The following is a 26,491-nucleotide window of genomic DNA, read 5'->3' on the forward strand; positions in this document are numbered from 1 at the left end:
GAATGATGCTGGCGATCCTGTTCGGCAATGTCTTTGCGCCGCTGATCGACCACTTTGTTGTGCAAGCCAACATTCGACGTAGGGCCAAACGCCATGTCTGAAGATAAAAACACCCTTCCCGAAACCGCGCGCGGCGGACCGATTGCACGCTTTATGGCGCTGCCTACAGACTCGGTCGCTAAGACGCTCTTTGTTGCGGTGACGCTATGCCTTGTGGCGTCGATGATCGTATCGGCAGCGGCGGTTGCGCTGCGCCCGACGCAAGAGATCAACGCGCTGAAAGACAAGCAGATCAATATTCTGCAAGTTGCTGGCATTTACGATCCTGAAAAGGATGTGCTGGACTCTTTCGCGGCGTTTGAACCGCATGTTCTTGAGCTAAGCACTGGCGCGTTCACGCAAGAGTTTGACGCCGCGAGCTTTGATGATCGTGCGGCGGCGGATGATCCCGCCACGTCGATTGCATTGGAGGACGATCCTGCGGGTATCGTGCGGCAAGGCAAGTATGTGACGGTCTATCTGCTGCGGGATGATGCGGGCGAGATCGACAAGCTGATTATGCCGCTGCATGGGTATGGCCTTTGGTCAACGCTTTACGGCTTTATCGCGCTTGAAGAGAACGGCAACGATATTTTCGGATTGCAGTTCTATGACCATGCTGAAACGCCCGGTCTGGGCGCCGAAGTTGACAACCCGCGTTGGAAAGCGCTGTGGAATGGCAAGCGTCTGTCAGACGAAGACGGCACGTTGCAGATCAGCGTGACCAAAGCAGCACCAGCGGCTGGTAAAGACTATCATATCGACGCGCTCGCGGGCGCGACGCTGACGACAAATGGCGTGCACAATCTGGTGCGGTTCTGGATGGGTGAGGCGGGGTACGGTCCGTTCCTAGACACCCTCAAGGCAGGAGATGTCCAATGACACAAACGCGTAGAGAAATGTTGCTCGACCCGATGGTCGATAACAACCCGATCACTTTGCAGGTCTTGGGCATTTGTTCCGCCCTTGCTGTGACGTCCTCGTTGCAGGTGGCGATTGTGATGTCGATTGCTGTGACTTTCGTGACGGCGTTTTCGTCGATGTTCATTTCGATGATCCGCAATCATATTCCCAGCTCGATCCGTATTATTGTGCAGATGGTGATCATCGCCTCGCTGGTTATTCTGGTGGATCAGTTGCTCAAGGCCTATGCCTTTGAAATCTCCAAGACGCTGTCGGTCTTTGTTGGACTGATCATTACAAACTGTATCGTGATGGGCCGCGCCGAAGCCTTTGCGATGAAGAACCCGCCTGTGGACAGCTTTATCGACGGGATTGGCAACGGTTTGGGCTATGGCCTGATCTTGATGCTGGTTGGCATTATTCGCGAATTGTTCGGTTCTGGCAGCTTGCTGGGAATTACCATTTTGCCAACGGTCAACAATGGTGGCTGGTATGTGCCAAATGGTTTGCTGCTGCTGCCACCTTCGGCGTTCTTTATTATCGGGCTTTTGATTTGGGGCTTCCGCACATGGAAGACGGACCAAGTGGAAGAGCGTGAATACAAAATTCAAGTTGTGGATGCGCACTGATGGAAGGTCTCCTCTCTCTCGCCGTTAAGGCCATTTTCGTTGAAAACCTTGCGCTGTCATTCTTCCTTGGCATGTGTACGTTTATTGCGGTTTCCAAAAAGATCTCCACGGCGATCGGCCTTGGTATCTCGGTTATGGTGGTGCAGTCGATCACCGTGCCTGCGAACAACCTGATCCTCACCTATTTGCTTGCCCCTGGCGCGCTAAGCTGGGCTGGTTTCAGCGATGTTGATCTGACATTCCTTGGATTGATTTCCTACATCGGCGTTATCGCCGCCTTGGTGCAAATTCTTGAGATGGTTTTGGATAAATACTTCCCGCCACTCTACAACGCGTTGGGTGTTTTCCTACCGCTGATCACAGTGAACTGCGCGATCCTTGGTGGCTCGCTGTTTATGGTGGAACGTAGCTATAACTTCTCTGAATCGCTGACGTACGGAGTCTCGTCCGGCTTTGGCTGGGCACTGGCGATTACCGCGATGGCAGGCGTGCGTGAGAAGCTGAAGTATTCCGACATACCTGACGGCCTTCAGGGCCTTGGCATTACCTTTATCACGGCTGGCCTGATGGCTATGGCCTTCATGTCGTTCTCCGGCGTGAAACTTTGAGTGGAGTAGTTTAATGGCAACCTTCGGTCTCGGCATTTTGCTATTCACCTTGATCGTTCTCGCGCTTGTGACGGTGATCCTTGGCGCGCGCTCCAAGCTTGTGTCTAGCGGTAACGTTAACATTACGATCAACGGCGAAAAGACGGTTTCCGTCCCTGCGGGCGGCAAGCTGTTGCAGACGTTGGCAGAGCAGAAATTGTTCGTGCCTTCAGCCTGTGGTGGCGGCGGAACCTGCGCGCAATGCCGCGTGCGCATTCATTCTGGCGGTGGATCAATCCTGCCAACAGAAGAGGGCCATATCACCAAGCGAGAAGCGTCCTGCGGTGATCGTCTGTCCTGTCAGGTCGCGGTTAAGCAAGACATGGAAATCGAAGTGCCTGAAGAGGTCTTTGGTGTTCAAAAGTGGGAATGCACCGTGCGTTCCAACGAAAACGTGGCGACCTTTATCAAGGCGTTGATCCTAGATCTGCCAGAGGGCGAGGACGTGAATTTCCGCGCTGGCGGTTACATTCAGATCGAGGCACCTGCCTATGATTTGAAGTACTCCGATTTTGATATTGAAGAAGAATACCGCGAAGATTGGGATCGCTTTAAGCTGTGGGAATATGAATCTCATGTGCCAGAGCCGACCGAGCGCGCCTATTCGATGGCGAACTATCCTGACGAGCGCGGCATGATCATGCTGAACGTGCGTGTGGCATCGCCGCCGCCCGGATCGGTTGGCATTCCAGCGGGTAAGATGTCGTCTTACATCTTTAATCTCAAGCCTGGTGATAAGGTGACGATCTCTGGTCCTTACGGCGAATTCTTCGCGCGTGAGACGGATAAAGAGATGGTCTTTATTGGTGGCGGCGCGGGTATGGCACCGATGCGGAGCCACATCTTTGATCAGCTCAAGCGTTTGGAGAACCGTGATCGCAAGATTACTTTCTGGTACGGTGCGCGCTCTAAGAAAGAGATGTTCTTTGTTGAAGACTTTGATCAGCTCGCCGAGCAGTTCCCGAATTTCACGTGGCATGTCGCCTTGTCGGATGCGCAGCCAGAGGATGATTGGAAGGGCTACACGGGCTTTATCCATAACGTATTGCTGGAAGAGTATCTGAAAGATCACCCAGCGCCTGAGGATTGCGAATATTATATGTGTGGTCCGCCCATCATGAACCAATCCGTGACCAACATGCTGCTCGATCTGGGTGTTGATAACGAAGACATTATGCTGGACGATTTCGGCGGTTAATCATCAAAGCGGGGCCCAGCGAGGCCCCGTTTTTTTCTGAGGTGTGTACTGGGCAACTGCTGGTTGGCCTCGTTTGTTCTTTTTCAAGGCTGCATAGATTTGACGTCGCGAGAGCGATTGAGCCGCTAGGGGCGACGGATTATGTGCCTGCTGCGATTCCATTTTGCTTTTGCTGCTTCCTTGATCAAAGACGTTAGCAAGTGATCAAATCTCACTCATTCTTTGCGATGGGGCGTCTCAACTGCCCTCATTTTGGGCGAAAGTCTGAAATTGTGATGAAATAATACTCATTGCTCATTAATCGGGCAGGGTTTCAGCGCCAAATATTGAATGCTGCAACTGCATTATCGTTCATAAGGCCACCTGATGACGGACCTCGGTTCGTTGGGGGAAACTGGATGTGTGACGGTCAACCGATTGGACCTCGAAGAGACCGCCACACGAATTGCAACAAACGTTGCGGAGGCCAAGCTACGCTTTTGCGCACATTCGCGCAATGCGGCGGGCACTCCGCTAGGAGTTAAAATGATCAAATTCGCAAAAACCCTAACCAGTGCTGCTGCTTTGACTATCGCTGGTTCCGCTGCGATGGCGGCTGACTGTACCGTTAAAGTGGGTGTTCTACACTCTCTCTCGGGCACAATGGCGATCTCTGAGACAACGCTTAAAGATACGATGTTGATGCTGGTTGAGCAGCAGAATGCTAAAGGCGGTGTTTTGGGTTGTGATATCGAAGCTGTTGTTGTTGACCCTGCTTCTGATTGGCCATTGTTTGCTGAAAAAGCACGTGAGTTGCTAAGCACGCACGAGGTCGATGTCATCTTCGGAAACTGGACATCTGTTTCGCGTAAGTCTGTTCTTCCTGTGATCGAAGAGCTGAATGGTCTGCTGTTCTACCCTGTTCAGTATGAAGGTGAAGAGTCTTCCAAGAACGTATTCTACACAGGCGCTGCGCCGAACCAGCAGGCTATCCCTGCGGTTGACTATTTCCTTGAAGAGTTGGGCGTTGAGAAATTCGCGCTGCTGGGCACGGACTATGTATATCCGCGCACAACAAACAACATTCTCGAACAGTACCTACAAGATAAGGGTATCGCGAAAGACGATATCTTTGTGAACTACACACCATTTGGTCACTCTGACTGGGCGACGATCGTTGCTGATGTCGTTGCTTTGGGTGAAGACGGTAAATCCGTTGGCGTGATCTCAACAATCAACGGCGATGCGAACATTGGTTTCTACAAAGAATTGGCTGCGGCTGGTATCTCTGCGGATGACATTCCAGTTGTTGCGTTCTCAGTTGGAGAAGAAGAGCTGTCCGGTCTGGACACGACCAACCTTGAGGGTCACCTGGCTGCGTGGAACTATTTCCAGTCCGCTGAGTCAGAAGCCAATGCCGAGTTCATCAAAGCATGGAAAGCTTTTGCTGGCGAAGAGCGTGTAACCAACGATCCAATGGAAGCCCACTATATCGGGTTCAACATGTGGGTGAATGCGGTTGAAGCGGCAGGCAGCACGGATGTGGATGCGGTGCGTTCTGCGATGTATGGTCAAGAGTTCCCGAACCTTACGGGCGGTACCGCAGTTATGTTGCCAAACCACCACCTCGCGAAACCTGTGCTGATTGGTGAAATCCAAACCGATGGTCAATTCGACATCATTTCCAAGACGGCTGAAGTTCCAGGCGATGCTTGGACAGACTTCTTGCCTGCTTCCGCAGTGCTGAAATCTGATTGGAAAGACCTTGGTTGCGGTATGTATAACACTGAAACCAATTCCTGCGTTCAGATCAAATCCAACTACTAAGTTGATCTTTTAAACAAAGACCAAGGCGCGGTGTTCGCCTTGGTCTCACCTGAACTGGCGAACCTTCCCCATGATCCGTATCTTTGCTTTGGTGTTGGCCCTATTGAGCCTGCCCATGACCACCCATGCGCAAGAGTTGCAGAATCTCCTGCAAGCCCATCAAAAAGTGGTGTCAAAACCGTCGCGCAAAACCGTTGGCCCGTTGCTGGAGGCATTGGTTGCCTCTGGATTACCCAACGTGGCGCAGTTTCTAGAGCGTTGGCAGGGCAAAGAGGTCTATAGCCGCAAAGAAGACGGGCTTTTCTTTTACGCAGAAAAGTCTGGCACCGACATTGCGCTGCTTGATTTGGACAGTGGCGAAACGGTTGAAGTGGTCGATTCAAAGGCGGCCAACCAGATTAAGCCGAACGGCGGCGTGCGAAAAGAAATTGCTTCGGCGCTAGTGCAATTCCAGCTAAGCGATCCCGACATCAAACGGCGCAGCGATGCGGTTAACGCAATTGCGCGTAATATGGCCGGCAGCATGCTCGCGCCGCTGCTTGCGTCGATTGATAACGAACCTGACGCCGCGCTAAAGGCGCGCAAAGAAAAGATCGCGAATTATCTAAGTGCCCGTTTCGGGCAAGACAGTGCCCAGCGTGTTCGCGCAATCGAAGCAATGGCGCGTGACTTGAGCGTTGAAGGGCGCGCAACGCTGTCTCAGATTTTGGAAACAAAAATCGAAGTGTCGCAAGGCGCAACACAGAGCAATGTAGCGGCGACCCTTGCGGTCGGTGATGATATTTCCCGCGAAGAGGCTTATGCGCTATTGGTTCAAGAAAAATCGTTGCCAGCGGCTCTTACCGAGAATGAAATTCGCCTAGCGCTTGAGGCTAATGTTGTTGGTGGCAAAGCCGGCGGAATTCCTGTTGCCCAGCTTGATGATCTCGCCAAGCGAGAAGCGGCTTATGACACGCTTGCAGGCGATGGTCTCGTGCCTGAACGGGTACGCGAGAGCGATGTTGATGCGGCGCTCGCGGCTTATCAAATTCAAAGCGTTTTTCTTGGACAAGACAGCGCTGTGACTGAGGCCGCCCTGAAAGCTCAATCGGGCGTGCAGACCCGCGTTGGGGTTAATCAGTTCTTTGATTTGAGCCTTGATGCCATTTCGCTGGCCTCGATCTATTTTCTAGCGGCTGTTGGTCTTGCGATCACCTTTGGCGTGATGGGGGTAATCAACATGGCCCACGGTGAGTTTATCATGATGGGCGCCTATACAGGGTATGTGGTTCAAAGTTTCATACCGAACTACACCGCGTCGTTGGTTGTCGCGCTGCCCTTAGCTTTTGCTGTGACCTTTGCGGCGGGGGTGGCGATGGAGCGGTTGGTTATTCGCTGGCTTTACAATCGCCCGCTTGAAACGCTGCTCGCGACATTCGGTATATCCATTGCGCTTCAGCAGCTTGCGAAGAATGTCTTTGGCACGCAAGCGCGCCCATTGACCTCTCCGGGGTGGCTTGATGGGGCATGGATCATCAACGATGTGGTTCAGATCAGTTATATCCGCATCGCGATTTTTGTTCTGGCGCTTTTGTTCCTTGGGCTCCTTTTGTTTGTTCTCAAGAAGACCCGTTTAGGATTGGAAGTGCGTGCTGTGACCCAGAACCCGCACATGGCGGCGTCGATGGGGATCAATCCTGACAAGATCAAAATGATGACTTTCGGGCTTGGTTCGGGCATCGCGGGTATTGCTGGTGTCGCCATTGGTCTTTTTGCCAAGGTTACGTCGGAAATGGGATCAGACTATATTGTGCAATCCTTCATGACCGTGGTCGTTGGCGGCGTGGGCAACGTGTGGGGCACTCTTGCGGGCGCTGCGATGATTGGCACCTTCCAAAAGGGAGTTGAATGGCTCAACCCGTCCAATTCACTGGCGGCGCAAACCTACATGATCCTCTTTATCATCCTCTTCATACAATTCCGGCCAAAGGGCATCATCGCCCTTAAGGGCCGCGCGGCGGGAGATTGATCCAATGCGTAAAAGCTTTCTTGCAGATAACCCTTCGGTTCTTTGGTTCCTCGCCTGCCTTGGCATTTTCACCCTCGCGGTCACGCTTTTGGCTGAGGCGACGGGGGCGGGCCTGATTTCAACCTCTTTTGTCAAAACGCTAGGCAAAGTTCTGTGTCTGTGCCTGATTGCGATCGCGATGGATGTGGTTTGGGGGTATTGTGGTATCCTTTCGCTGGGGCATTTCGCATTCTTTGGCATCGGTGGTTATGCAGTTGGCATGTGGCTGATGTTTGCGCGCACTGAAGCCATTGTGACGCAGAACCTAGCGGAGCGGACGATCCCCCCCACCGCGACCGAGATCAATGATGCTATTGCGACGCAGATTTTTGGCGTTGTCGGCTCGTCCGAGTTTCCGTTGATTTGGGCGTTTTCGCATAGTCTGATTTTACAGCTTTTGCTTGTTGTTCTGGTGCCCGGTGTGTTGGCGCTCGTCTTTGGCTGGCTTGCGTTCCGCTCGCGGGTGACGGGTGTATACCTGTCGATCCTGACCCAAGCGATGACGCTCGCGCTGGCGCTCTACTTGTTTCAGAATGACAGCGGTTTGCGTGGCAACAATGGGCTGTCTGGTCTTCAGAATATCCCCGGGTTTGAAGGTGTGCCTCAGTCGGTTGTGTCGATGGCGTTCTTTTGGGTTTCTGCGCTAGCCTTGGGGTTGGGCTACGTTCTTTTTGCGCGCATTTTGACGGGCAAAATGGGCAGTGTCATTCGCGCCATTCGCGATGATGAAGCGCGCGTGCGGTTTCTAGGATACCATGTCGAGAGCTATAAGCTGTTTGTGTTCACATTGACCGCCATTGTCGCCGGTATTGCTGGCGCGCTTTATTACCCGCAAGCAGGCATCATTAACCCAGCAGAGATCGCGCCGATTGCGTCTATCTACCTCGCGGTTTGGGTCGCGATTGGTGGGCGCGGGCGGCTCTATGGCGCTGTGATCGGCACGGCGTTCGTTTCGCTATTGTCCAGCTGGTTCACAGGTGGCGGGGCGCCAAATATCAACCTTGGCTTTTACACGATTCAATGGACCGAATGGTGGTTGGTACTGCTTGGCGTCTCGTTCGTAGCGGTCACACTATTCTTTCCTGGTGGCATTGGCATGATCTTTGATAAATTGAAGAGGGACCCATCATGAGCACGCTTCTTGAACTTTCGGGTGTCTCTGTTTCCTTTGACGGTTTCAAAGCGATCAATAATCTCGCCTTCCAGATCGCAGAGCCTGAAATGCGTGCGATTATCGGACCCAATGGCGCGGGCAAGACCACGTTTATGGACATCATCACTGGCAAGACCAAGCCAGATGAAGGCCGTGTTTTATGGGGTGAAAAGTCGATCAATCTCATCGGTAAATCCGAAAGCCAGATTGCGCGCGAAGGCATTGGTCGAAAATTCCAAAAGCCGACAGTTTTCGAGGATCAAACCGTGCGTGAAAATCTGGCCATGGCACTGAAAAACCCGCGCGGGCCGTTTGAGGTTTTGTTCTATCGGAAGTCGGCAGAAGGCGCTGCACGGATTGAGGCGCTGACCGAGCAAATTAACCTTACCGAGCAACTGCCGCGCAAAGCGGGTGAACTGAGTCATGGGCAAAAGCAGTGGCTCGAAATCGGAATGCTATTGGCACAAGATCCCCGGCTTTTGCTGGTTGATGAACCTGCCGCTGGCATGACGCTGGCTGAACGCGAAAAGACCACGGAGATCCTTGTTGAGGCGGCTAAGACCAGAGCTGTGGTCGTGGTTGAACATGACATGGAATTTGTGCGCCGTTTGAATTGCAAGGTGACAGTCCTGCATGAAGGCTCAGTTTTGGCCGAAGGATCAATTGATCACGTCACGCAAAATCCAGATGTCATTGACGTATACTTAGGACGCTAACGATGCTGAACGTAGAAAATTTAACCCTGCATTACGGCCATTCGCAAATTCTGCATGACGTGTCTTTGTCAGCGACTGTTGGGCAAGTCACCTGTTTGATGGGGTCAAACGGCGTCGGGAAAACCAGCCTTTTGAAAGCAATTGCTGGCGCGCATCCGCGCTCGGGTGGGACAGTGACACTGGACGGATCCGAGATCGCGAAAACCGCGCGCGCGCATGTTTTGGCGCGGCATGGCGTGGGCTATGTGCCCCAAGGCAGAGATGTCTTTCCGCTTATGACGGTGCGTGAAAATCTGGAAACGGGATATGCCTGTTTGGATAAAGCGGAGCGAATGGTCCCCGACGAAATCTTCGAACTGTTTCCGGTATTGCAAGATATGCGAAATCGGCGTGGCGGAGATTTGTCTGGCGGTCAGCAACAGCAGCTCGCAATCGCGCGCGCTTTGGTCGCCAAGCCGAAGCTGTTGCTCTTGGATGAACCGACTGAAGGCATTCAACCCAACATCATCAAGCAGATCGGAGAAGTGATCAAATTCCTGCGTGAACGCGGTGACATGGCAATCATTTTGGTTGAGCAGTTCTTCGATTTTGCTTTTGAGCTCGGAGACGAATTCGTGGTGCTGAAGCGCGGAGAGGTTATTCTCAAAAGCGACAAAGGGGCAACGCAGCGAAGCACGCTTTTGGATGCTGTGACGATTTAGGGTCGGGGCTGGTTTGCGATAGAAAAGATTTCGCAACTGACTAAGGCGCGCATAACCCTGATTATGTTGCTTAATGGGCGTTGACTATGTCTAGCGTTGCTCTGACGCGTAAATTGCATATGGTCTAGCCAAATTTGTCATCGCAAGGAGTCGTGCGTGTTGAAGATCAAACCTGAAGATCTGCGTTCTCGAAAATGGTTCAACAACCCTGAAAACCCCGAGATGACGGCGCTCTATTTGGAGCGGTATTTGAATTACGGGCTGACGCGCGAAGAGTTGCAATCGGGCAAGCCGATCATTGCGATTGCGCAGACGGGCAGCGATTTAAGTCCCTGCAACCGTCATCATTTGGAATTGGCCAAACGCGTGCGCGATGGGATTATTGCTGCTGGCGGCGTGCCGCTTGAGGTGCCTGTGCATCCGATCCAAGAGACTGGCAAGCGCCCTACCGCGAGCCTTGATCGCAACCTTGCTTACTTGAGTTTAACCGAGTCGCTGTTTGGCTATCCGCTGGACGGCGTTGTTCTGATGATTGGCTGCGACAAGACCACGCCCGCGCTATTGATGGCGGCGGCGACGGTCAATATTCCAGCGATTGCTTTATCTGTTGGACCGATGCTGAATGGTTGGCACGAGGGGGAACGTGCAGGCTCTGGCACGGTGATTTGGAAGGCCCGCGAAAAGCTGGCTTCGGGTGAAATTACTGATGACGCGTTTATGGAAATTGCCTCCGCTTCTGCGCCTTCGGTCGGCTATTGCAACACGATGGGCACGGCGACGACGATGAACTCTCTGGCCGAGGCCTTGGGCATGCAATTGCCCGGCGCGGCGGCGATTCCTGCGCCGTACCGCGAGCGCGGGCAGATCAGTTACGAGACCGGCAAACGGATCGTTGATATGGTTTGGGAGGACATGCGCCCATCAACCGTGATGACTCGCGAGGCATTTGAGAATGCGATTGTGATCAACTCTGCGATTGGCGGGTCAACCAATGCGCCGATCCATTTGAACGGGATTGCGCGGCATTTGGGATTGCCGCTTGATAATGACGATTGGCAAAAGGTCGGCCATGACATTCCGCTGCTGGTGAACTTGCAACCTGCGGGGAAATATCTGGGCGAAGATTTCCATCGCGCAGGCGGTGTGCCTGCGGTGATTGCCGAGTTATTAGCCAAGGGGTTGTTGCCGCATCCAGAGGCGATCACCGCCAACGGCAAGTCGATGCTAGAGAACTGCGCGCTGCGCCGCACGAGCAACGATGATGTGATCAAGAGCGTTGATGCGCCGCTGAAAACAACCGCTGGATTTGTGAACCTCAAGGGCAATCTGTTTGACAGCGCGATCATGAAAACAAGCGTGATCAGCCCAGCGTTCCGCGCGGCCTATCTGTCCAATCCAGATGATCCAGATGCGTTTGAGGGACGGGCGATCGTGTTTGACGGTCCAGAGGACTATCATCATCGCATTGATGACCCCGCCGAAAACATTGACGCGCAGTGCATTCTGGTGATGCGCGGTGCGGGGCCGAAGGGGTATCCGGGCGGCGCAGAAGTGGTGAATATGCGCGCGCCTGCGTATTTGTTGAAACAAGGGGTGGAGGCACTGCCTTGCATCGGGGATGGGCGGCAGTCGGGAACCTCGGGTTCGCCGTCGATCTTGAACGCGTCTCCCGAAGCGGCCGACAATGGCGGGCTGGCGTTGCTGCAAACGGGCGACACTATCCGCATTGATCTGAAGAAATGCTCAGCGGACATTTTGATTTCTGAAGCAGAGCTTGGTGCGCGGTTTGAGGCGCTGTTGGCGAAGGGCGGTTTCCCGATTCCAGTCAGCCAATCGCCATGGCAGCAATATTTCCGCGAAATGGTTCAACCGTTGTCAGAGGGTATGACGCTCAAGGATGCACCGAGTTATCAGGATATCTCTCGAAAGCATTTGCCGCGAGACAATCACTAAGGCGGAAAGCTGGCCCGTGTGTTCGGGACCTTTTGGTTAGCCGCGTCCGATATAGGGCATAGCGCTGGCCATCACGGTCATGAATTGCACGTTGGCTTCCAGCGGGAGGCTCGCCATATGCAACACGGATGAGGCAACGTCTTTGACATCCATAACCGGCTCAACGGCGACGGATCCATCGGCCTGAGGCACACCTTGGGTCATTGCTTGGGCCATGTCGGTTAGCGCGTTGCCGATGTCGATTTGCCCGCAAGCAATGTTGAAGGGGCGCCCGTCTAGCGACACGGTGCGCGTGAGGCCGGTGATCGCATGTTTCGAAGCGGTGTAAGCAGCTGAGCCCCAACGCGGCACATAGGCGGAAACAGAGCCGTTGTTGATAATGCGCCCACCTTGGGGAGTTTGTTTGCGCATGATGCCGAACGCTTCGCGCGCGGTAATGAAGGCGCCCATGACATTCACGTCAAGCAAGCCGCGAATATCCGCAACGCTCAGCTCATCCAGAGGCGCGCCTTTTAGGCTGACGCCTGCGTTGTTAAAGACGGCATCCAAATGCCCCCAATGTTGGTGTGCTTTATGGAACGCTTTTTCGACGTCTGCTTCGTTGGTGACGTCGCAGGGCAACACCAGAGCGTTGCTCTCACCCGCGGTTTCTTCAAGCGGCGCTTGGCGACGTCCGATAAGGCCGACATCCCAACCTGCGTTTTGAAAAGCAAGAGCCGTTGCGCGGCCAACTCCGCTGCCTGCGCCTGTAATAATGATAGATGGCATAGCGTCTTTCCCCCTGATGGCCTGCGCGTCTTAGCGTTGCAATTTGCTTCACCAAGCGCAAGCCGATTGCGCAAGCGCGCGGTCAGGCGCCGACGCAAGGTAACAGCAACGCGCAGTTGCGCTGTCGATGTTTGAGCGCTTTAACTCGCAATCCAACATCTTGCCCGTGGCCAGATCAACGAAGGAACTTCGAAATGACTCAATCAGATTCTGCAAATCGCCAGTATGTTTTGGCCGAACGCCCTGTGGGTGAGCCGAATGAAAATACGCTTCGTTTAGAGACAAACGAGATGCCAGTTGCGGGCGCGGGCCAGATGCTTTTGCGCAATGAATTTCTTTCGCTCGATCCCTATATGCGGGGCCGCATGAGTGATGCGCCTTCTTATGCCGCACCTGTTGAAATTGGCGGCGTTATGGTTGGCGGCACGGTTTCACAAGTCGTGACATCGGACGTGCCGGGCTATGAGGCAGGCGATTGGGTTGTCGCCTTTGGTGGTTGGCAGGATTACTTTGTGTCTGACGGCACGATGGTGATCAACATGGGCAAAGAGCCGCAAAACCCATCTTGGGCGCTGGGAGTTCTTGGCATGCCGGGCCTGACCGCTTGGGCAGGTCTGACGCAAATCGGGCAACCCAAAGAAGGTGAAACGCTTGTTGTCGCTGGTGCAAGTGGCCCTGTCGGCGCAACGGTAGGTCAGATTGGTAAACTGCTGGGTCTACGGGTCGTTGGAATTGCGGGCGGCGCCGACAAATGTGCGCATGTGAAAGACGTTCTCGGGTTTGATGACTGCATTGATTACAAGGCTGATGGTTTCCCCAAAGCGCTTAAAGCGTCGGTTCCAAGTGGCATTGATATTTATTTCGAAAACGTTGGTGGCGCAGTGTTTGATGCGGTCATGCCGCTATTGAACCCCTCTGCGCGCATTCCTGTCTGTGGCTTGATTTCCCAATACAATGCGACTGCGTTGCCAGATGGGCCTGACCGTATGAGCATGCTGATGGGTACAATTTTGCGCAAACGTATGACGATGCGCGGCTTTATCGTATTTGACGATTTTGGTCATTTGTATCCAGAGTTTGCCAAGCAAGTTGGCGGCTGGGTTGCGAGTGGCAAGATTAAGTACCTTGAGGAAATGATCGACGGAATGGAGCAAGCGCCAGCCGCGTTCGCTGGCCTTTTGCGCGGCGAATCTTTTGGTAAGCGCGTGATCAAGTTAAGCGCCTAAGCGTTCACGATCTTTGGCTAAATGTTACTTTGGGCGGTCCTAATAGATCGCCCTTTGGCATTTTCCCCCCGTCACAAAAGATTTTTTGCGGAATGACGTTCCGTTGTGCAGGATTGGCAGCGTCAATTTTGCTGCTAGTCTCTCGCCAAGATTGACGCGTTGCCTTGGGAGGGGATGATGCAAAATATCCGACAGATACAATGACTGCGATGACGCCCGAAGAGGCGGTTCGGCATGTCGTTGCAACCAACCCGACATTTGAAGTGCATGAGACTGACGTGCGCGGGGTTACACTCAAAGCGTTCAAAAATATTCCGCAGACGGTTCCTGCGTTGCTTGCCGCAGGATGGGCGCAGCACGGAAACGGGACGCTGGAATTTTTGGCCTATGAGGGCGAGGTTCAAACCTACGCGGAGTTTACCAGTTCGGTGAACAAAGTGGCGCATGCGATGCGCGACGATCTTGGATTGAAACAGGGCGATCACATTGCGATTGCGATGCGCAATTATCCAGAATTGCTTGCCTTGGTTCTTGCCATTTCATCCATCGGGGGCGTTGTGGTTTTCGTGAACGCATGGTGGACAACCGAAGAGTTGGATTACGCTTTGCGTGACAGCGGCGCCAAGGTGGTGTTTGCTGACGGGCCACGTATGGAGCGGCTTTTGCCGCTGCGCGATCCATTGGGTTTGACGTTAATCGGCGTGCGCGACGGCGAAGGACAGAGCGCGCTTGATCTAACTGCGCTGCGCGATGGGGCGGCTGCACAGACGTCTCCCGAAGTTGAGATCGACACGGATGACGATTTTGCGGTGATGTATTCCTCTGGCACCACTGGCCACCCCAAGGGCGTTGTGCAAACGCATCGCGGGGCGGTGAATGCGGTGTTTAGCTGGCTGATGCAATCTGTCGTGGCCCCTTTGATCGAGCCGCCAGAACCCGGTGCGCCCGAAGCGCCGCGCCCTTCTGCGCTGGTTGTGACGCCGCTGTTTCACGTTACAGCAACGCATCCTTTGTTTCTGCTTAGCCTGCCTGCGGGGGCCAAAATTACGCTGATGCGTAAATGGGATGCGCGCGAGGCCGTGCGTCTCATGCGCGATGGCAATATCACCCGTTTTCTCGGGGTTCCCACGCAGTCTGCCGAACTCGCGCAGGCCGCGCGCGAGATGAATGAAAGCCTTCCGATGATGGATTATCTTGGCTCTGGCGGCGCGAAACGCCCTGGCGCGCAGGTTGCTGAATTGGCTGATGCGTTCCCCAATGCGGGCGTGGCGACGGGCTGGGGCATGACGGAAACAAATGCGCTTGGCATTGGGATGATCGGTGAGGATTATCTCGCCCGCCCTGAAAGCGCGGGGCGTTTGCATCCACCTGTGCAAGAGTTGAAACTGCTGGACGATGCCGGCATCGAAGTGCCGCTTGGCGCGCTGGGTGAAATCACCGTCAAAAGCCCTGCGAACATGCGCTGTTACCTGAACAAACCCGAAGCGACGGCCGAAACGCTACAAGACGGTTGGCTGCGCACAGGGGATTTGGCGGTGATGGATGCCGAGGGTTACATCACCATTTTGGATCGCAAAAAGAATATCATCATTCGCGGCGGCGAGAATATCGCCTGTCTCGACGTGGAAGGCGCGCTGCATCGACATCCCGATGTTCTAGAGGCGGCAGCCTTTTCTGTTCCAGATGCGCGTTTGGGCGAAGCCGTCGGCGCCGCTGTTCAGCTTAAGAAAGGTGCCATGCTCTCGCAGACTGACATGGCGCGCTTTCTAGAGGGGCATTTGGCGCATTTCAAAATTCCTACGCATCTGTGGGTGCAGCACGATGTGCTGACACGGGGCGCAACCGACAAAATTGACAGGCGCGCAATTCGCACGGCTTGTCTTGATACTGAAGAGGCAAAAGTATGAACTCTCCGACCGAAGCAGAAATTGGTGCATATCTCGCCGCCTCTGGCGCGGCAGCTTGGCAGGTGCCGGGCTTATCTGACGCGACGCCAAAGCGCGCGATCAAGACCGTTGGCATTATTGGCGCTGGCACGATGGGCGGCGGTATTGCGATGAATTTCGCAACCGCTGGCTTTGATGTGAAAATTGTGGAAACCACGCAAGAGGCGCTGGATCGCGGTCTCAAGGTAGTGCGCGGGAATTATCAACGTTCCTCCGATAAGGGCCGTTTCCCGCAAGAGGAAGTCGAGGCACGCATGGGGCGTTTTGACGGACGTCTTGCGCTGGCGGATCTGGCCGATTGCGATCTGGTGATCGAAGCGGTGTTCGAAAACATGGAGCTGAAGCGCAAGATTTTCACCGAGCTTGACGCGGTGATGAAAGAGGGCGCGATCCTCGCGACCAACACCTCTGCGCTGGATATTAACGAAATCGCGAGCATGACCAAACGCCCAGAGGATGTGATCGGGCTGCACTTTTTCTCGCCCGCGAACGTGATGAAACTGCTTGAAATTGTGCGTGCGCGTCATACGGCGGATGATGTTGTCGCGACCTGCATGGCGCTTGCCAAAGACATCAATAAAATCGCAACGCTTGTTGGCGTGTGCCCCGGTTTTGTTGGCAACCGTATTCTCTTTGCCCGTCAAATTCAGGCGAACAAGCTGGTTTATCAGGGCGTCATGCCCTGGGATGTTGATGCGGCGCTGAATGCCTTTGGTTTCAAGATGGGCCCCTTCCAGATGAGCGATCTTGCGGGGCTTGATATCGGGTGGTCAAAAGGCGCCACAACGGACAATCCAATCCGCGACGCGCTGTGCGAACTTGATCGGCGTGGTCAGAAAACCAAGGCTGGTTTTTATGACTACGACGACGCGCGCCGCCCTATTCCGTCTGACGTGACCGCGGGCATCATCCGCGACATCACAGGTGCCGAGCCCTCAACGATGAGCGCCGATGAGATCGTGGAAAACTGCATTTATTCGATGATCAACGAGGCGGTGAAAATCCTCGAAGAGAACAAAGCGCAGCGCCCGTCTGACATAGATGTGGTCTGGCTGAATGGCTACGGCTGGCCTGCAGATAAGGGCGGGCCGATGTTCTATGGCGATATGGTTGGCGCCAAAGCGGTGCTTGCGCGAATGGAGAAATTAGGCGCAGAGGATAGCGCCTTTGCCCCTGCCGAAACGCTGCGCGCGTTGGCTGCGTCTGGCGGGAAATTTACTGACATAGATACTGGAGGGTTAAAGGTATGAGCTACGAATTTATCAAAGCTGAGAAGCATGGGCACATTCTATTGGTCACGATGAACCGGCCCGAAGTTTATAACGCTGTGCATGTAGATATGCACAATGAAATGGCCGATTGCTGGGACGAGTTCGCGGCAGACCAAGATCTCTGGGTCGCCGTTCTGACGGGCGCTGGGGATAAGGCATTTACCGCTGGCAACGATCTGAAAGCAACGGCGGCTGGTGGCAGCAAGGCCAAGATGACCGAGACGGGCTTTGCTGGTCTTTCGTCGCGCTTTGATCTGGAAAAACCGATCATCGCAGCGGTAAATGGTTTCGCGATGGGTGGTGGTTTTGAAACGGCCCTGTCTTGCGACATTATCCTCGCGTCGGATCAAGCGAAGTTCGCGCTGCCCGAGGTTAAGGTTGGCTTCTTCGCCGCCGCTTCCGGTGTGCAGCGCCTGTCGCGCTACATTGGCCGTCTTGCGGCGCAGGAAATGATGTTTACGGGCCGCACAATCAGTGCCGCTGAAGCGTTAGAGATGGGCTGCGTTAACGAAGTGCATCCGCACGGCGATTTGATGGCAAAAGCGATGGAAAAGGCCGAGCAGCTTTGCACTGTCTCCCCGTCTGCCGTCAAAGCCACCAAGCGGGTTTTGAACGATCTCAACAAGCGGGATGGGATGGCAGACAGCATCGCCTATTCGCGAGACGTCATTGCCGATCTGTCCAAGACCGAAGATTTCAAAGAAGGCGTTCAAGCCTTCGTCGAGAAACGCGCACCCAATTGGGTCAACAAATAACTCTGCCAACAGGAGGCACGAAAATGTCCGATACAGATGCAACGATGAGCATGAACAATCTCGAAATGTCCGAGAAGGCCAAGCCGCTGTTGAATGCGGTGATCAAACACATTCGCGAAGTCGTGGACCCGATGACGGAAGAGTATTACCGTTTGGGAGAGGGCCGCGAAGACCGCTGGTCCTACCATCCCAAACAGCTTGAGTTGATGGCTGCGGCTAAGCAGAAAGCACGTGACGCGGGGCTTTGGAACTTCTTTCTGCCGAATGCAGAAACGGGCGAAGGTCTTTCTAATCTCGATTACGCCTATATCGCGGCTGAACTGGGCAAGAACCCTCTTGCGTCAGAGACGCTCAATTGCTCTGCCCCTGATACGGGCAACATGGAAGTGCTGGAACGCATCGGCACCCCGCAGCAGAAAGAGCAATGGCTCAAGCCACTGCTCGCGGGTGAAATCCGCTCTGCCTTTGCGATGACCGAACCTGATCGCGCCTCCTCTGATGCTAAGAATATCGGAATGACGGCGGTGCTTGAAAACGGTGAATGGGTTCTGAATGGCGAGAAATACTATATTTCTGGCGCAGGCGATCCGCGCTGTAAGATCATGATTGTAATGGTGAAAACTTCGCCCGACGCAGAGCCTTTCCGCCAGCAATCGCAAATTCTCGTGCCGATGGATCACCCGGGTGTCGACATTCTTGGACCTATGCATGTGTTTGGTCATGATGATGCGCCGCATGGCCATATGCACATCCGTTTCACCAATGTACGCGTGCCCGAAGAGAACATTTTGTGGGGCGAAGGGCGCGGCTTTGAAATCTCGCAGGTGCGCCTTGGACCGGGCCGCATTCACCACTGTATGCGCTCTATTGGTCAGGCCGAAAAGGCGCTGGATTTGATGATTGATCGTGGTTTGAACCGCGTTGCCTTTGGTAAGAAGATCGTTGATCTGGGCAAGAACATGGAGACGATTTCGCGCGCGAAGATCGAAATTGAATCCATGCGTTTGCTGGTTCTGAAAGCCGCCAAAGCGATGGATACGCTGGGCAACAAAGAGGCCCGCATCTGGGTGTCTATGATCAAGGCCAAAGTGCCAGAGCAGGTTTGCGACATCATTGATCAAGCGATGCAGGTTCACGGCGCGACGGGTATTTCCCAGTGGTCGCCGCTGTCAGGCATGTATGCGCAGCAGCGTACCTTGCGCTACGCAGATGGCCCCGATGAAGTGCATCATCACGTGATCGCGCGCCACGAAGTGCAGACCTACAAAGACAGCAATTCGCGCCAAGATGCGATCAAGGGCGACACCCAAGCACGCGGTTCTGGGGGGTTCATGGGATGAGCATGTTTGATCTGACAGGAAAAGTGGCGCTGCTCACGGGTGCCTCTAAGGGCATGGGTCTGGCAATGGCCAAAGGTTTGGCCGAGCATGGCGCGACTGTGGTGATCTCTGCGCGCAAGCAAGAGGCGCTGGATGCGGCGGCCGCTGAAATCAATGCGCTCGGCAAAGGCAGCGCCTATGCGGTGGCTTGCAATGTTGGCGAGAAGGATCAATTGCAAGCGCTGGTGGACAAAACCCACGAGCTCGCGGGGCCAATTGATATTGTCATCGGCAACGCGGGGGTAAATCCCTACTACGGGAAAACCTCCAAGATTGACGATGATGCCTATCGTAAAACGATGGATGCCAATGTGCTCTCCAACCTTTGGCTCGCTCAGATGGTTGCCCCTGATATGGTGGCGAAAGGCTCTGGCTCGATGGCGTTTACTTCGTCTATCGGCGCTTTCAAACCTTCTGTCATGCTGGGGACTTATGGGGTTTCAAAACTCGCTCTCATTGGTCTCGTGCGTAATCTCGCGGCGGAATTTGGTCCCAAGGGCATCCGTTTCAACGCGATTTGCCCCGGGCTTGTGAAAACCGAGTTTGCCAAGGAACTCTGGGACAATCCCGAAATCGCCGCGCAATATATGAACGAAGTTCCATTGCGCCGTTTGGGTGAGCCTGATGACTTTGCAGGCCTTGCCGTTTTCCTTGGATCGGACGCGAGCAAATACATGACCGGACAGGCGCTGACCGTCTGTGGCGGCTCTAGCATGTGGTCCTGATATGGAGCTGAAGGATAAAATCTGCGTCGTAACAGGCGCGGCCAGCGGGATCGGAAAGGCACTTTGCGAAGCCTTCGCTAAAGAGGGTGCTAAACACGTCGTTTGTGTTGATATGAACGGCGAAGGGGCTGAAGCGACCGCTCGCGATGTTGGCGGCACGGCCTTTACGGTTGATGTCTCAAGCGAGGATCAGATCACAAGCATGATCGACGTGGTCGAGGCCGACATCGGACCAATCGATCTGTTCTTTTCCAACGCGGGCATCGCGGTTGGCGGCGGCATGGAAACGCCTAACGCGGACTGGCAACGCACGTGGGACATCAACGTCATGGCCCATGTCTGGGCCACGCGTAAACTCGCGCCCCTCATGGCTGCGCGAGGGGGGGGCTATTTGCTCAACACCGCTTCCGCGGCGGGTTTGTTGAACCAAGTCGGCTCTGCCTCCTACGGTGTCACCAAACACGCCGCTGTGGGGCTTGCCGAATGGATCGCGATGACCCACGGCGATGAGGGGATCAAGGTTTCTGTGCTTTGCCCTCAAGCCGTGCGCACTGAAATGACACGCGGGCACGAAGACCACGTCGCCGCGATCAATGGCATGATGGAACCAGATGTTTGCGCGCAGGCTTGTGTAGATGTGATCCGCGAAGAAACCTTCCTCATCACGCCGCACGTCGAAGTGATCGACTACATGAAAAACAAAACCGACAACTATGACCGCTGGATCGGCGGCATGCGTAAACTCAACCGCCTCTACGGCGATCAAGAACTATAAGGGAGCCCAGACGATGATCGGCTACACAACCATCGGCGTGAATGACATGGAGCGCGCCAAGACCTTCTACACAGACCTTTTCGCCGACAAAGGCGCGAAAGTCGTGATCGACATGGGGCGCATCGCCTTCATCGGCACCAAACGCGGCGAGCCGATGCTGGCCGTGTGCGAGCCATATGACAAAGAGGCCCCTGCCCCTGGCAACGGTGGCATGATCGCCTTTACTGCTAGTTCCAAGGAAGAGGCCAGCGCGCTTTATGACAAAGCGATTGAGCTTGGTGCCACCTGCGAAGGCGCACCCGGGCAACGGATCGACGATCGTTTTTATGGCGGCTATGTGCGGGACTTGGATGGCAACAAGATTTGTTTCTTCGTGTTTGGGTAGGTTGGGAGGAGGTCCGCTATGCGGACAAAGCGGACTTTGCCCCTTGTACCACCAACGTCCGCTTTGATCGGCTGCAAGCACACCAGTATCTTGCGCATTTTGAAATTCGACCTGTGACCCATTGTCGAAAATGCTTTTCATTGTTTTGAATTTCGCCTCTTAATCCGAAAGCGTTACGCCCAGATCGTTGGATGATCGACGACAATAGAACCCGATAGAGAAAAACTCATGTCCTCAAACCTCTTCACGCCGTTCAAAATCAAGAACGTGGAATTCAAGAACCGCATCGGTATGTCTCCGATGTGCCAATATAGCTCCACCGATGGTGTCGCTGGCGATTGGCACATGGTGCATCTGGGTGCACGGGCGGTTGGTGGCGTCGGATTTATCATGGCCGAATGTACAGCTGTATCGGCGACTGGACGCATCTCTCAAGGCTGCGCCGGACTATGGAACGAAGAACAGGTTGCAGCCCTAAAGCCGATTGTCGCTTTACAGCAGAGATTTGGTGCTGTGACAGGCATCCAAATTTCGCATTCTGGTCGCAAAGGCAGCGCAGCAACCGCGCTCGAAGGTGGAAGCCATCTAGACGCCGATGATCCGAAAGGCTGGGAGACTGTCGGCCCGACTGACGCGGCCTTTGATCCAGATGGGACCCGGCTTTGGAAGGCTCCACGCGCGCTGAGTGTAGACGAAATTCTCGCAATTCAGGACCAGTTCGTCCAGTCTACCAAGCTGGCGCTTGAGGTTGGGTATGATTTGCTAGAGGTTCATTGCGCTCATGGTTATCTGCTTCATTCGTTTCTGACACCTTTGGTCAACACCCGAACTGACGACTACGGCGGCGATCTGCGCGCGCGTGCACGGTTTCTGCTAGAAACCGTCGAGAAAGTGCGGACCGTTTGGCCCCAAAACAAAGCGCTTTCCGTGCGGATCTCGGTGCACGATTTTGTCGAAGGTGGCCTGACACTTGATGACACAGCGCAAGTTGGGGTGTGGCTGAAGGAGCTTGGTGTCGACATTCTGGATTGTTCCGGTGGCGGCGCTGTGCCGGAGGCACGTGGTGCAATTGGCAATCGCACTGCGGAACAACCAAAGATGGCCGGTGAGCTGCGCAAGGCGACTGGATTGCCGGTCATGGCCGTGGGGGGTATCACTGATCCGAAACAAGCTGACGCGCTTGTAGCGAACTCAAGCGCTGACCTCGTCTTGCTGGGGCGCGAAATGATGCGCGACCCCCATTGGGCATTCAACGCGGCAAAAGTACTGGGGGCGGATGCGCGTCACGTGCTCGCCGAACAATACGGATTTTTCGTCGGGGCCAGTTGACAGCACAGATCACTGCCGTTCGGACAAGAGCGATGACGATCCTCAAGCTTTTGAGGACTCCTTCTGGTTCATTGAACCGGACATACGCCGCATTGCGGCACACAAGCAATCAACGTTTGCTTATTGGCCGCATCAGCCCCTCCTGCGCAACACTTGCCACCAACGCCCCACTTTCCGAATAAATCGCGCCGCGATTGAAGCCGCGCGCGCCGCCGGTCCAGGGGGCATCGAGGTCATACAAATGCCAATCGGCGAACTCGATAGGGGCGTGGAACCACATGGCGTGGTCTAGGCTGGCGGTCATCAGCTTGCCCTGGAACCACGTGAGACCATGAGGACGCAGGGACGAGCCAAGCAGGTTCATGTCGGACGCATAGGCGAGCAGGCAATGCTGCATTTGCGGACCCTGCCCTTTAGCGGCTTCCATGCGGAACCAAAGCTGGTTGCGATCGTCGGTCTTCTCTGGCGTCATAAAGTCACGCGGAGCGACTTCGCGTAGCTCAATCGGGCGTTTGCGCAGGAAATCGGCGTGGTACTTTTCGGGCAGCTCATTGACCATTTTCGCGCGGAGCTCATCGCGGTTTGGCCATTCTTCGGGCTTGCCCACATCGCGCATGGGGTGCTGATATTCATAGCCGCTTTCATCCACATGGAAGGAGGCGGACATATTGAAAATCTGTTTGCCATGCTGGATCGCCACCACCCTACGCGTCGTGAAACTGCCCCCATCGCGGGCGCGATCTACTTGGTAGATCACAGGAATTGCAGGATCACCGGGGCGAATGAAATAGGCATGCAGGGAATGGCAGAGCCGATCCGGCACCGTGCGATAAGCCGCCATGAGCGCCTGCGCGATCACATGACCGCCAAAGATGCGCATCGTTGTTTCGCCGCCGCCGCCAATACCGCGAAACAGATCAATCTCAAGCTGTTCGATATCCAGCAAATGCAGCAGTTCGTCGGCAGGTGTCATGGGCGGGCCTTACGTGTTGGCCCGTGCTTTCGCGTAGGCAATGAAGAAATCAAAGCTCTCAGGGTTGGCCATGCTATCACGGTTCACAACCTTGGAAGGATCGCCCCCAAGCAATAGCTTTTTCACAGGGACTTCAAGTTTTTTGCCCGACAGCGTTCTGGGAACGTCGCGTATTTCGATGATCTCGTTAGGCACGAAACGCGCTGAAACGGCCGTGCGGATCGCGGTGTTGATCTGCTCCTTTAGGGCATCATCAAAGGCGATGCCTTGGGCGGGAACGACAAAGAGGGGCATGAAACTGTCGCGCCCCAGAAATTCCAGATCAACAACGAGCGAATCCAGAACCGTATCCAGCCCCTCAACGGCTTGGTAAATCTCCGCGCTGCCAAGGCGCAGCCCCTTCCGATTGATTGTCGCATCAGAGCGTCCGTAAATTACCGAAGCGCCCTTGGCGTCGATAGAAATCCAATCGCCGTGCCGCCAAACGCCTTCATAGGCGTCGAAATAGCTGTCAAACAGACGGCTCCCGTCCTCATCGCCCCAAAAATAAAGCGGCATGGCGGGGGTCGGTTCTGTGCAGACAAGCTCACCGACTTCACCGATCAGCTCATCGCCTGCGGGATCAAAGGCGCGCACAGCAACGCCCAGCGAGCGGCACTGCATTTCGCCAGAAATCACGGGCATTCCCGGGTGGCCGACAACAAACGCGCCGGCGAGATCTGTTCCGCCAGACACAGGCGCAAGCCATTGATCGGCTTTCACGTCGCGGTAAATCCAATCATAGGCATCACTTGAAAGCGGCGATCCTGTCGCGCCAAGCGAGCGCAGCGCGCTGAGATCTACCTCTGTGCGCGGCACCAAACCCGCTTTCATGCAGGTGCTATAATAGGCGGCACCTGCTCCAAAATATGTCACGTTCTCATCGGCAATGAGCCGCCAGATGACGCCTAAATCAGGATGGTTCGCCGCGCCATCATACATCACAACGCAGGCACCTTGCCCCAGCACACCCCACTGCGAATTCCACATAATCCAGCCCGAAGAGGTCAACCAGCAATAGCGGTCCTTGCTGGTGATGTCCTTGTGCAGCGAATGTTTGCAACCCTCTAGGACAATGCCCCCGTGCCCGTGCACGATAGGTTTTGGATTGCCCGTAGTGCCAGAGGAATAAACAATCCAAAGTGGATGCTCAAAGGGCACCTGTGCAGGCTCGAACGGCACATCATCCTGCGTAAGATCATCCCACGCGACATGGCCCTTTGGCAGCGCGCCAGCGACAGGCAAGGTCACAAATTGCGTGACACTTGGCAGCCCGTCGTTGATCTGCGCCAGCACATCGGTACGATCCACCATCTTGCCCGCATGCACATAGCCATCCTGTGCAATCAGCACTTTAGGTGCGATTTGCTTGAAGCGATCCAAGATTGCCACATGCCCCATATCCGGCGCGCAGAGCGACCAAATCGCGCCAAGACTGGCGCTGGCGAGAAAGGCAATCAATGCGGTTTGCGTGTTTGGCAGGATCGCGACAACCCGATCCCCTTGCGTCACGCCCATTTTGCGCAGCTGCGCCGCAACACTGGCGACTTGGCGGCGTAGCTCACCCCAAGTCGTATCAGATCGCCCGAAAGTTTCCGATTGCACGATCAACGCAAGTTCATCCTCGCGTCCGTCGACATGCTTTAGAATGTTCTCGGCGTAGTTTAAACGTCCGCCTGTGCCCCATTCCATGTTTGGCATCTGGCGTTTCACCAGTAGTTTTTCGGGCCGCGCGGAAGCACGGACATCAAAGAAATCCCAGATTGCGTGCCAAAAACCCTCTAGATCATCAACGCTCCAAGTCCACATGGCGTTGTAATCTTCAAAGGTGAGGCCCCTGCTCTGCTCCAAGAAACGCTCGAAGGCGGCCATGCTTGAGGCGTCATAACGCTGCTGCGTTGGCGTCCAAAGAACCTTTCCGCTCACGTTAATGCCCCATGCACCATTGCCTTGAGTTGGGCGCGTGAAGGGTATGAACTGCTCGGCGAAAGTTGGGTGAAAAAGATCACCGAGAGCGCGTGAACGGGATCAATCCAAAAGAAAGTCGAGGCCATACCGCCCCACGAAAAATCCCCGACCGAGCCTGGAACGCCTGCGCGCGACGGATCAAGCGCGACGGCACCGCCAATGCCGAACCCCATGCCGTGCATTGGTTGCTCTGCAAAGCTTGACGGCCCCATCGAGGCAATATCGCCGCCCAAGTGGTTGCGCATCATAAAGTTAAGTGTGCTTTGCGACAGGATACCTTGCCCGCCCAGACGCAGCATTTCGGTAAACTTGAGGTAGTCATCGATCGTGCCCACAAGGCCACCGCCACCAGAGAAGGTTTTGCTGCTCAAATAAGGTGAGTTTTCCGCATCGTCGGCTTGGCGCAAAGTTTCATCGCTTTTCTGCGCTGAATTTAGATCGAATGAATCCCCTGCCAGCGGTGTGTAGAGCGACGCAAAGCGCGGCTGTTGATCTTTCGTGACGGTAAATCGGGTATCGTGCATTCCGAGCGGAGCAAAGATTTCTTCTGCAAAGAACTCATCCAACGGCTTGCCAGACACCACTTCGATCACGCGGCCAATCACATCAATGCCAACGGAATACTCCCAGCGCTTGCCCGGTTGAAAAACCAAGGGCAATGTCGCCAGTTGATCGGCGACTTGCCCAATCGTTTTACGGCTCGGCGCAAAGTCCAGTCTTTGCTCTTTCATCTGCAGGGGCACAATGCCGGGATTAAATGAATAGCTCAGCCCAGATGTATGCGTGAGCAGTTGATGCAAAGTAGGCGTGGCGCAGGCTTCTGTTTGGCTAATGTCATCCGCGCCATCAATCAGGCAGCGCGTATTCTTGAAACCGTCAATGAAGTCCGAAACAGGCGCATCCAGATGCACCAATCCGCGCTCGACAAGGATCATCATCGCAACAGAAGTGATGGGTTTGGTCATCGAATAGATGCGCGCAACCGTATCGCGCTGCCAAGGCAGGCCCGCTTCAAGATCCCGCAACCCACACTCATGATAGAATGCTTCTGCACCGCCTTGCGTGATCAGGGCTGAGCAACCCGCATATTTGCGCGCATCCACATAGCTTTGCATCCAGCCTTTGATGCGCCCTAACCGATCTTCGTCAAAGCTGCTCAT

23 protein-coding genes are annotated in these 26,491 nt (G+C 54.7%); 19 read left to right on the forward strand and 4 right to left on the reverse strand.

Going from position 1 to position 26,491, the window contains the following annotated elements; translation table 11 throughout:
* The first annotated feature begins 93 nt into the window (after positions 1 to 93).
* The 10 genes from ACRBCU_RS16795 to ACRBCU_RS16840 all read left to right on the forward strand — a co-directional run bounded on the left by ACRBCU_RS16795 (position 94) and on the right by ACRBCU_RS16840 (position 11,792).
* Positions 94 to 921: a Na(+)-translocating NADH-quinone reductase subunit C gene (locus ACRBCU_RS16795; RefSeq protein ID WP_431366547.1), complete on the forward strand. Its 828-nt coding sequence runs from the start codon at positions 94 to 96 to the stop codon at positions 919 to 921.
* Complete coding sequence (locus ACRBCU_RS16800) at positions 918 to 1,571, forward strand: NADH:ubiquinone reductase (Na(+)-transporting) subunit D (protein WP_431366548.1); 654 nt, start codon at positions 918 to 920, stop codon at positions 1,569 to 1,571. The genes ACRBCU_RS16795 and ACRBCU_RS16800 overlap by 4 nt, the downstream gene beginning before the upstream one ends.
* Positions 1,571 to 2,179, forward strand: a complete 609-nt coding sequence (gene nqrE, locus ACRBCU_RS16805) for an NADH:ubiquinone reductase (Na(+)-transporting) subunit E (RefSeq protein WP_431366549.1) — start codon at positions 1,571 to 1,573, stop codon at positions 2,177 to 2,179. The genes ACRBCU_RS16800 and nqrE overlap by 1 nt, the downstream gene beginning before the upstream one ends.
* A 13-nt stretch (positions 2,180 to 2,192) precedes the next feature.
* Complete coding sequence (gene nqrF, locus ACRBCU_RS16810) at positions 2,193 to 3,416, forward strand: NADH:ubiquinone reductase (Na(+)-transporting) subunit F (RefSeq protein ID WP_431366550.1); 1,224 nt, start codon at positions 2,193 to 2,195, stop codon at positions 3,414 to 3,416.
* 588 nt (positions 3,417 to 4,004) lie between these two features.
* A complete protein-coding gene (urtA, locus tag ACRBCU_RS16815) occupies positions 4,005 to 5,222 on the forward strand; it encodes an urea ABC transporter substrate-binding protein (RefSeq protein WP_431366594.1) in 1,218 nt (405 codons plus the stop codon).
* A gap of 70 nt (positions 5,223 to 5,292) precedes the next feature.
* Complete coding sequence (urtB, locus tag ACRBCU_RS16820; protein ID WP_431366551.1) at positions 5,293 to 7,230, forward strand: urea ABC transporter permease subunit UrtB; 1,938 nt, start codon at positions 5,293 to 5,295, stop codon at positions 7,228 to 7,230.
* Positions 7,231 to 7,234: 4 nt separating this feature from the next.
* Positions 7,235 to 8,401 carry an urea ABC transporter permease subunit UrtC gene (urtC, locus tag ACRBCU_RS16825; RefSeq protein WP_431366552.1) on the forward strand — a complete coding sequence of 389 codons (1,167 nt, stop codon included), beginning with the start codon at positions 7,235 to 7,237 and terminating at the stop codon, positions 8,399 to 8,401.
* Positions 8,398 to 9,138, forward strand: coding sequence for an urea ABC transporter ATP-binding protein UrtD (gene urtD / locus ACRBCU_RS16830; RefSeq protein ID WP_431366553.1), 741 nt, complete (start codon positions 8,398 to 8,400; stop codon positions 9,136 to 9,138). Before urtC ends, urtD begins: the two co-directional genes overlap by 4 nt.
* Positions 9,139 to 9,140: 2 nt before the next feature.
* Complete coding sequence (urtE, locus tag ACRBCU_RS16835; RefSeq protein WP_431366554.1) at positions 9,141 to 9,839, forward strand: urea ABC transporter ATP-binding subunit UrtE; 699 nt, start codon at positions 9,141 to 9,143, stop codon at positions 9,837 to 9,839.
* 156 nt (positions 9,840 to 9,995) lie between these two features.
* The gene (locus ACRBCU_RS16840; RefSeq protein WP_431366555.1) at positions 9,996 to 11,792 is read left to right on the forward strand and encodes an IlvD/Edd family dehydratase; all 1,797 of its coding nucleotides are present in this window, start codon (positions 9,996 to 9,998) and stop codon (positions 11,790 to 11,792) included.
* A gap of 36 nt (positions 11,793 to 11,828) precedes the next feature.
* On the opposite strand, the gene ACRBCU_RS16845 is transcribed toward ACRBCU_RS16840, so the two are convergent.
* Positions 11,829 to 12,560: an SDR family oxidoreductase gene (locus ACRBCU_RS16845; protein ID WP_431366556.1), complete on the reverse strand. Its 732-nt coding sequence runs from the start codon at positions 12,558 to 12,560 to the stop codon at positions 11,829 to 11,831.
* A gap of 194 nt (positions 12,561 to 12,754) precedes the next feature.
* Between ACRBCU_RS16845 and ACRBCU_RS16850 the strand changes: the two genes are divergently transcribed.
* The 9 genes from ACRBCU_RS16850 (at position 12,755) to ACRBCU_RS16890 (ending at position 22,351) form a co-directional block, all read left to right on the forward strand.
* Positions 12,755 to 13,786 carry an NADP-dependent oxidoreductase gene (locus ACRBCU_RS16850; RefSeq protein ID WP_431366557.1) on the forward strand — a complete coding sequence of 344 codons (1,032 nt, stop codon included), beginning with the start codon at positions 12,755 to 12,757 and terminating at the stop codon, positions 13,784 to 13,786.
* A gap of 200 nt (positions 13,787 to 13,986) precedes the next feature.
* Positions 13,987 to 15,693, forward strand: coding sequence for a class I adenylate-forming enzyme family protein (locus tag ACRBCU_RS16855; protein ID WP_431366558.1), 1,707 nt, complete (start codon positions 13,987 to 13,989; stop codon positions 15,691 to 15,693).
* On the forward strand, positions 15,690 to 16,982 hold the full coding sequence (locus ACRBCU_RS16860; protein ID WP_431366559.1) for a 3-hydroxyacyl-CoA dehydrogenase NAD-binding domain-containing protein: 1,293 nt from the start codon (positions 15,690 to 15,692) through the stop codon (positions 16,980 to 16,982). The genes ACRBCU_RS16855 and ACRBCU_RS16860 overlap by 4 nt, the downstream gene beginning before the upstream one ends.
* Positions 16,979 to 17,758 (forward strand): enoyl-CoA hydratase-related protein, encoded by a 780-nt coding sequence (locus ACRBCU_RS16865; protein WP_431366560.1) that lies wholly within the window; start codon positions 16,979 to 16,981, stop codon positions 17,756 to 17,758. The genes ACRBCU_RS16860 and ACRBCU_RS16865 overlap by 4 nt, the downstream gene beginning before the upstream one ends.
* A 50-nt stretch (positions 17,759 to 17,808) precedes the next feature.
* Positions 17,809 to 19,098 (forward strand): acyl-CoA dehydrogenase family protein, encoded by a 1,290-nt coding sequence (locus tag ACRBCU_RS16870; RefSeq protein WP_431366595.1) that lies wholly within the window; start codon positions 17,809 to 17,811, stop codon positions 19,096 to 19,098.
* Positions 19,095 to 19,862: an SDR family NAD(P)-dependent oxidoreductase gene (locus tag ACRBCU_RS16875; RefSeq protein WP_431366561.1), complete on the forward strand. Its 768-nt coding sequence runs from the start codon at positions 19,095 to 19,097 to the stop codon at positions 19,860 to 19,862. The genes ACRBCU_RS16870 and ACRBCU_RS16875 overlap by 4 nt, the downstream gene beginning before the upstream one ends.
* Before the next feature lies 1 nt (position 19,863).
* Positions 19,864 to 20,637 carry an SDR family oxidoreductase gene (locus tag ACRBCU_RS16880; RefSeq protein WP_431366596.1) on the forward strand — a complete coding sequence of 258 codons (774 nt, stop codon included), beginning with the start codon at positions 19,864 to 19,866 and terminating at the stop codon, positions 20,635 to 20,637.
* 13 nt (positions 20,638 to 20,650) lie between these two features.
* Positions 20,651 to 21,022 (forward strand): VOC family protein, encoded by a 372-nt coding sequence (locus ACRBCU_RS16885; protein ID WP_431366562.1) that lies wholly within the window; start codon positions 20,651 to 20,653, stop codon positions 21,020 to 21,022.
* A gap of 228 nt (positions 21,023 to 21,250) precedes the next feature.
* Complete coding sequence (locus ACRBCU_RS16890; protein WP_431366563.1) at positions 21,251 to 22,351, forward strand: NADH:flavin oxidoreductase/NADH oxidase; 1,101 nt, start codon at positions 21,251 to 21,253, stop codon at positions 22,349 to 22,351.
* A gap of 109 nt (positions 22,352 to 22,460) precedes the next feature.
* Here ACRBCU_RS16890 and ACRBCU_RS16895 read toward each other — a convergent pair whose 3' ends face one another.
* Genes ACRBCU_RS16895 through ACRBCU_RS16905 form a run of 3 tightly spaced genes read right to left on the reverse strand, consistent with a single transcriptional unit; the run spans position 22,461 to position 26,491 of the window.
* A complete protein-coding gene (locus ACRBCU_RS16895) occupies positions 22,461 to 23,324 on the reverse strand; it encodes an acyl-CoA thioesterase (protein ID WP_431366564.1) in 864 nt (287 codons plus the stop codon).
* Positions 23,325 to 23,333: 9 nt separating this feature from the next.
* On the reverse strand, positions 23,334 to 25,289 hold the full coding sequence (locus ACRBCU_RS16900; protein ID WP_431366565.1) for an acetoacetate--CoA ligase: 1,956 nt from the start codon (positions 25,287 to 25,289) through the stop codon (positions 23,334 to 23,336).
* Positions 25,286 to 26,491, reverse strand: a complete 1,206-nt coding sequence (locus ACRBCU_RS16905; protein ID WP_431366566.1) for a serine hydrolase domain-containing protein — start codon at positions 26,489 to 26,491, stop codon at positions 25,286 to 25,288. Before ACRBCU_RS16905 ends, ACRBCU_RS16900 begins: the two co-directional genes overlap by 4 nt.

Origin of the sequence: Planktotalea sp. (genome assembly GCF_050633725.1) — a bacterium.
In the GTDB taxonomy this organism is placed as follows: Bacteria; Pseudomonadota; Alphaproteobacteria; order Rhodobacterales; family Rhodobacteraceae; genus Planktotalea.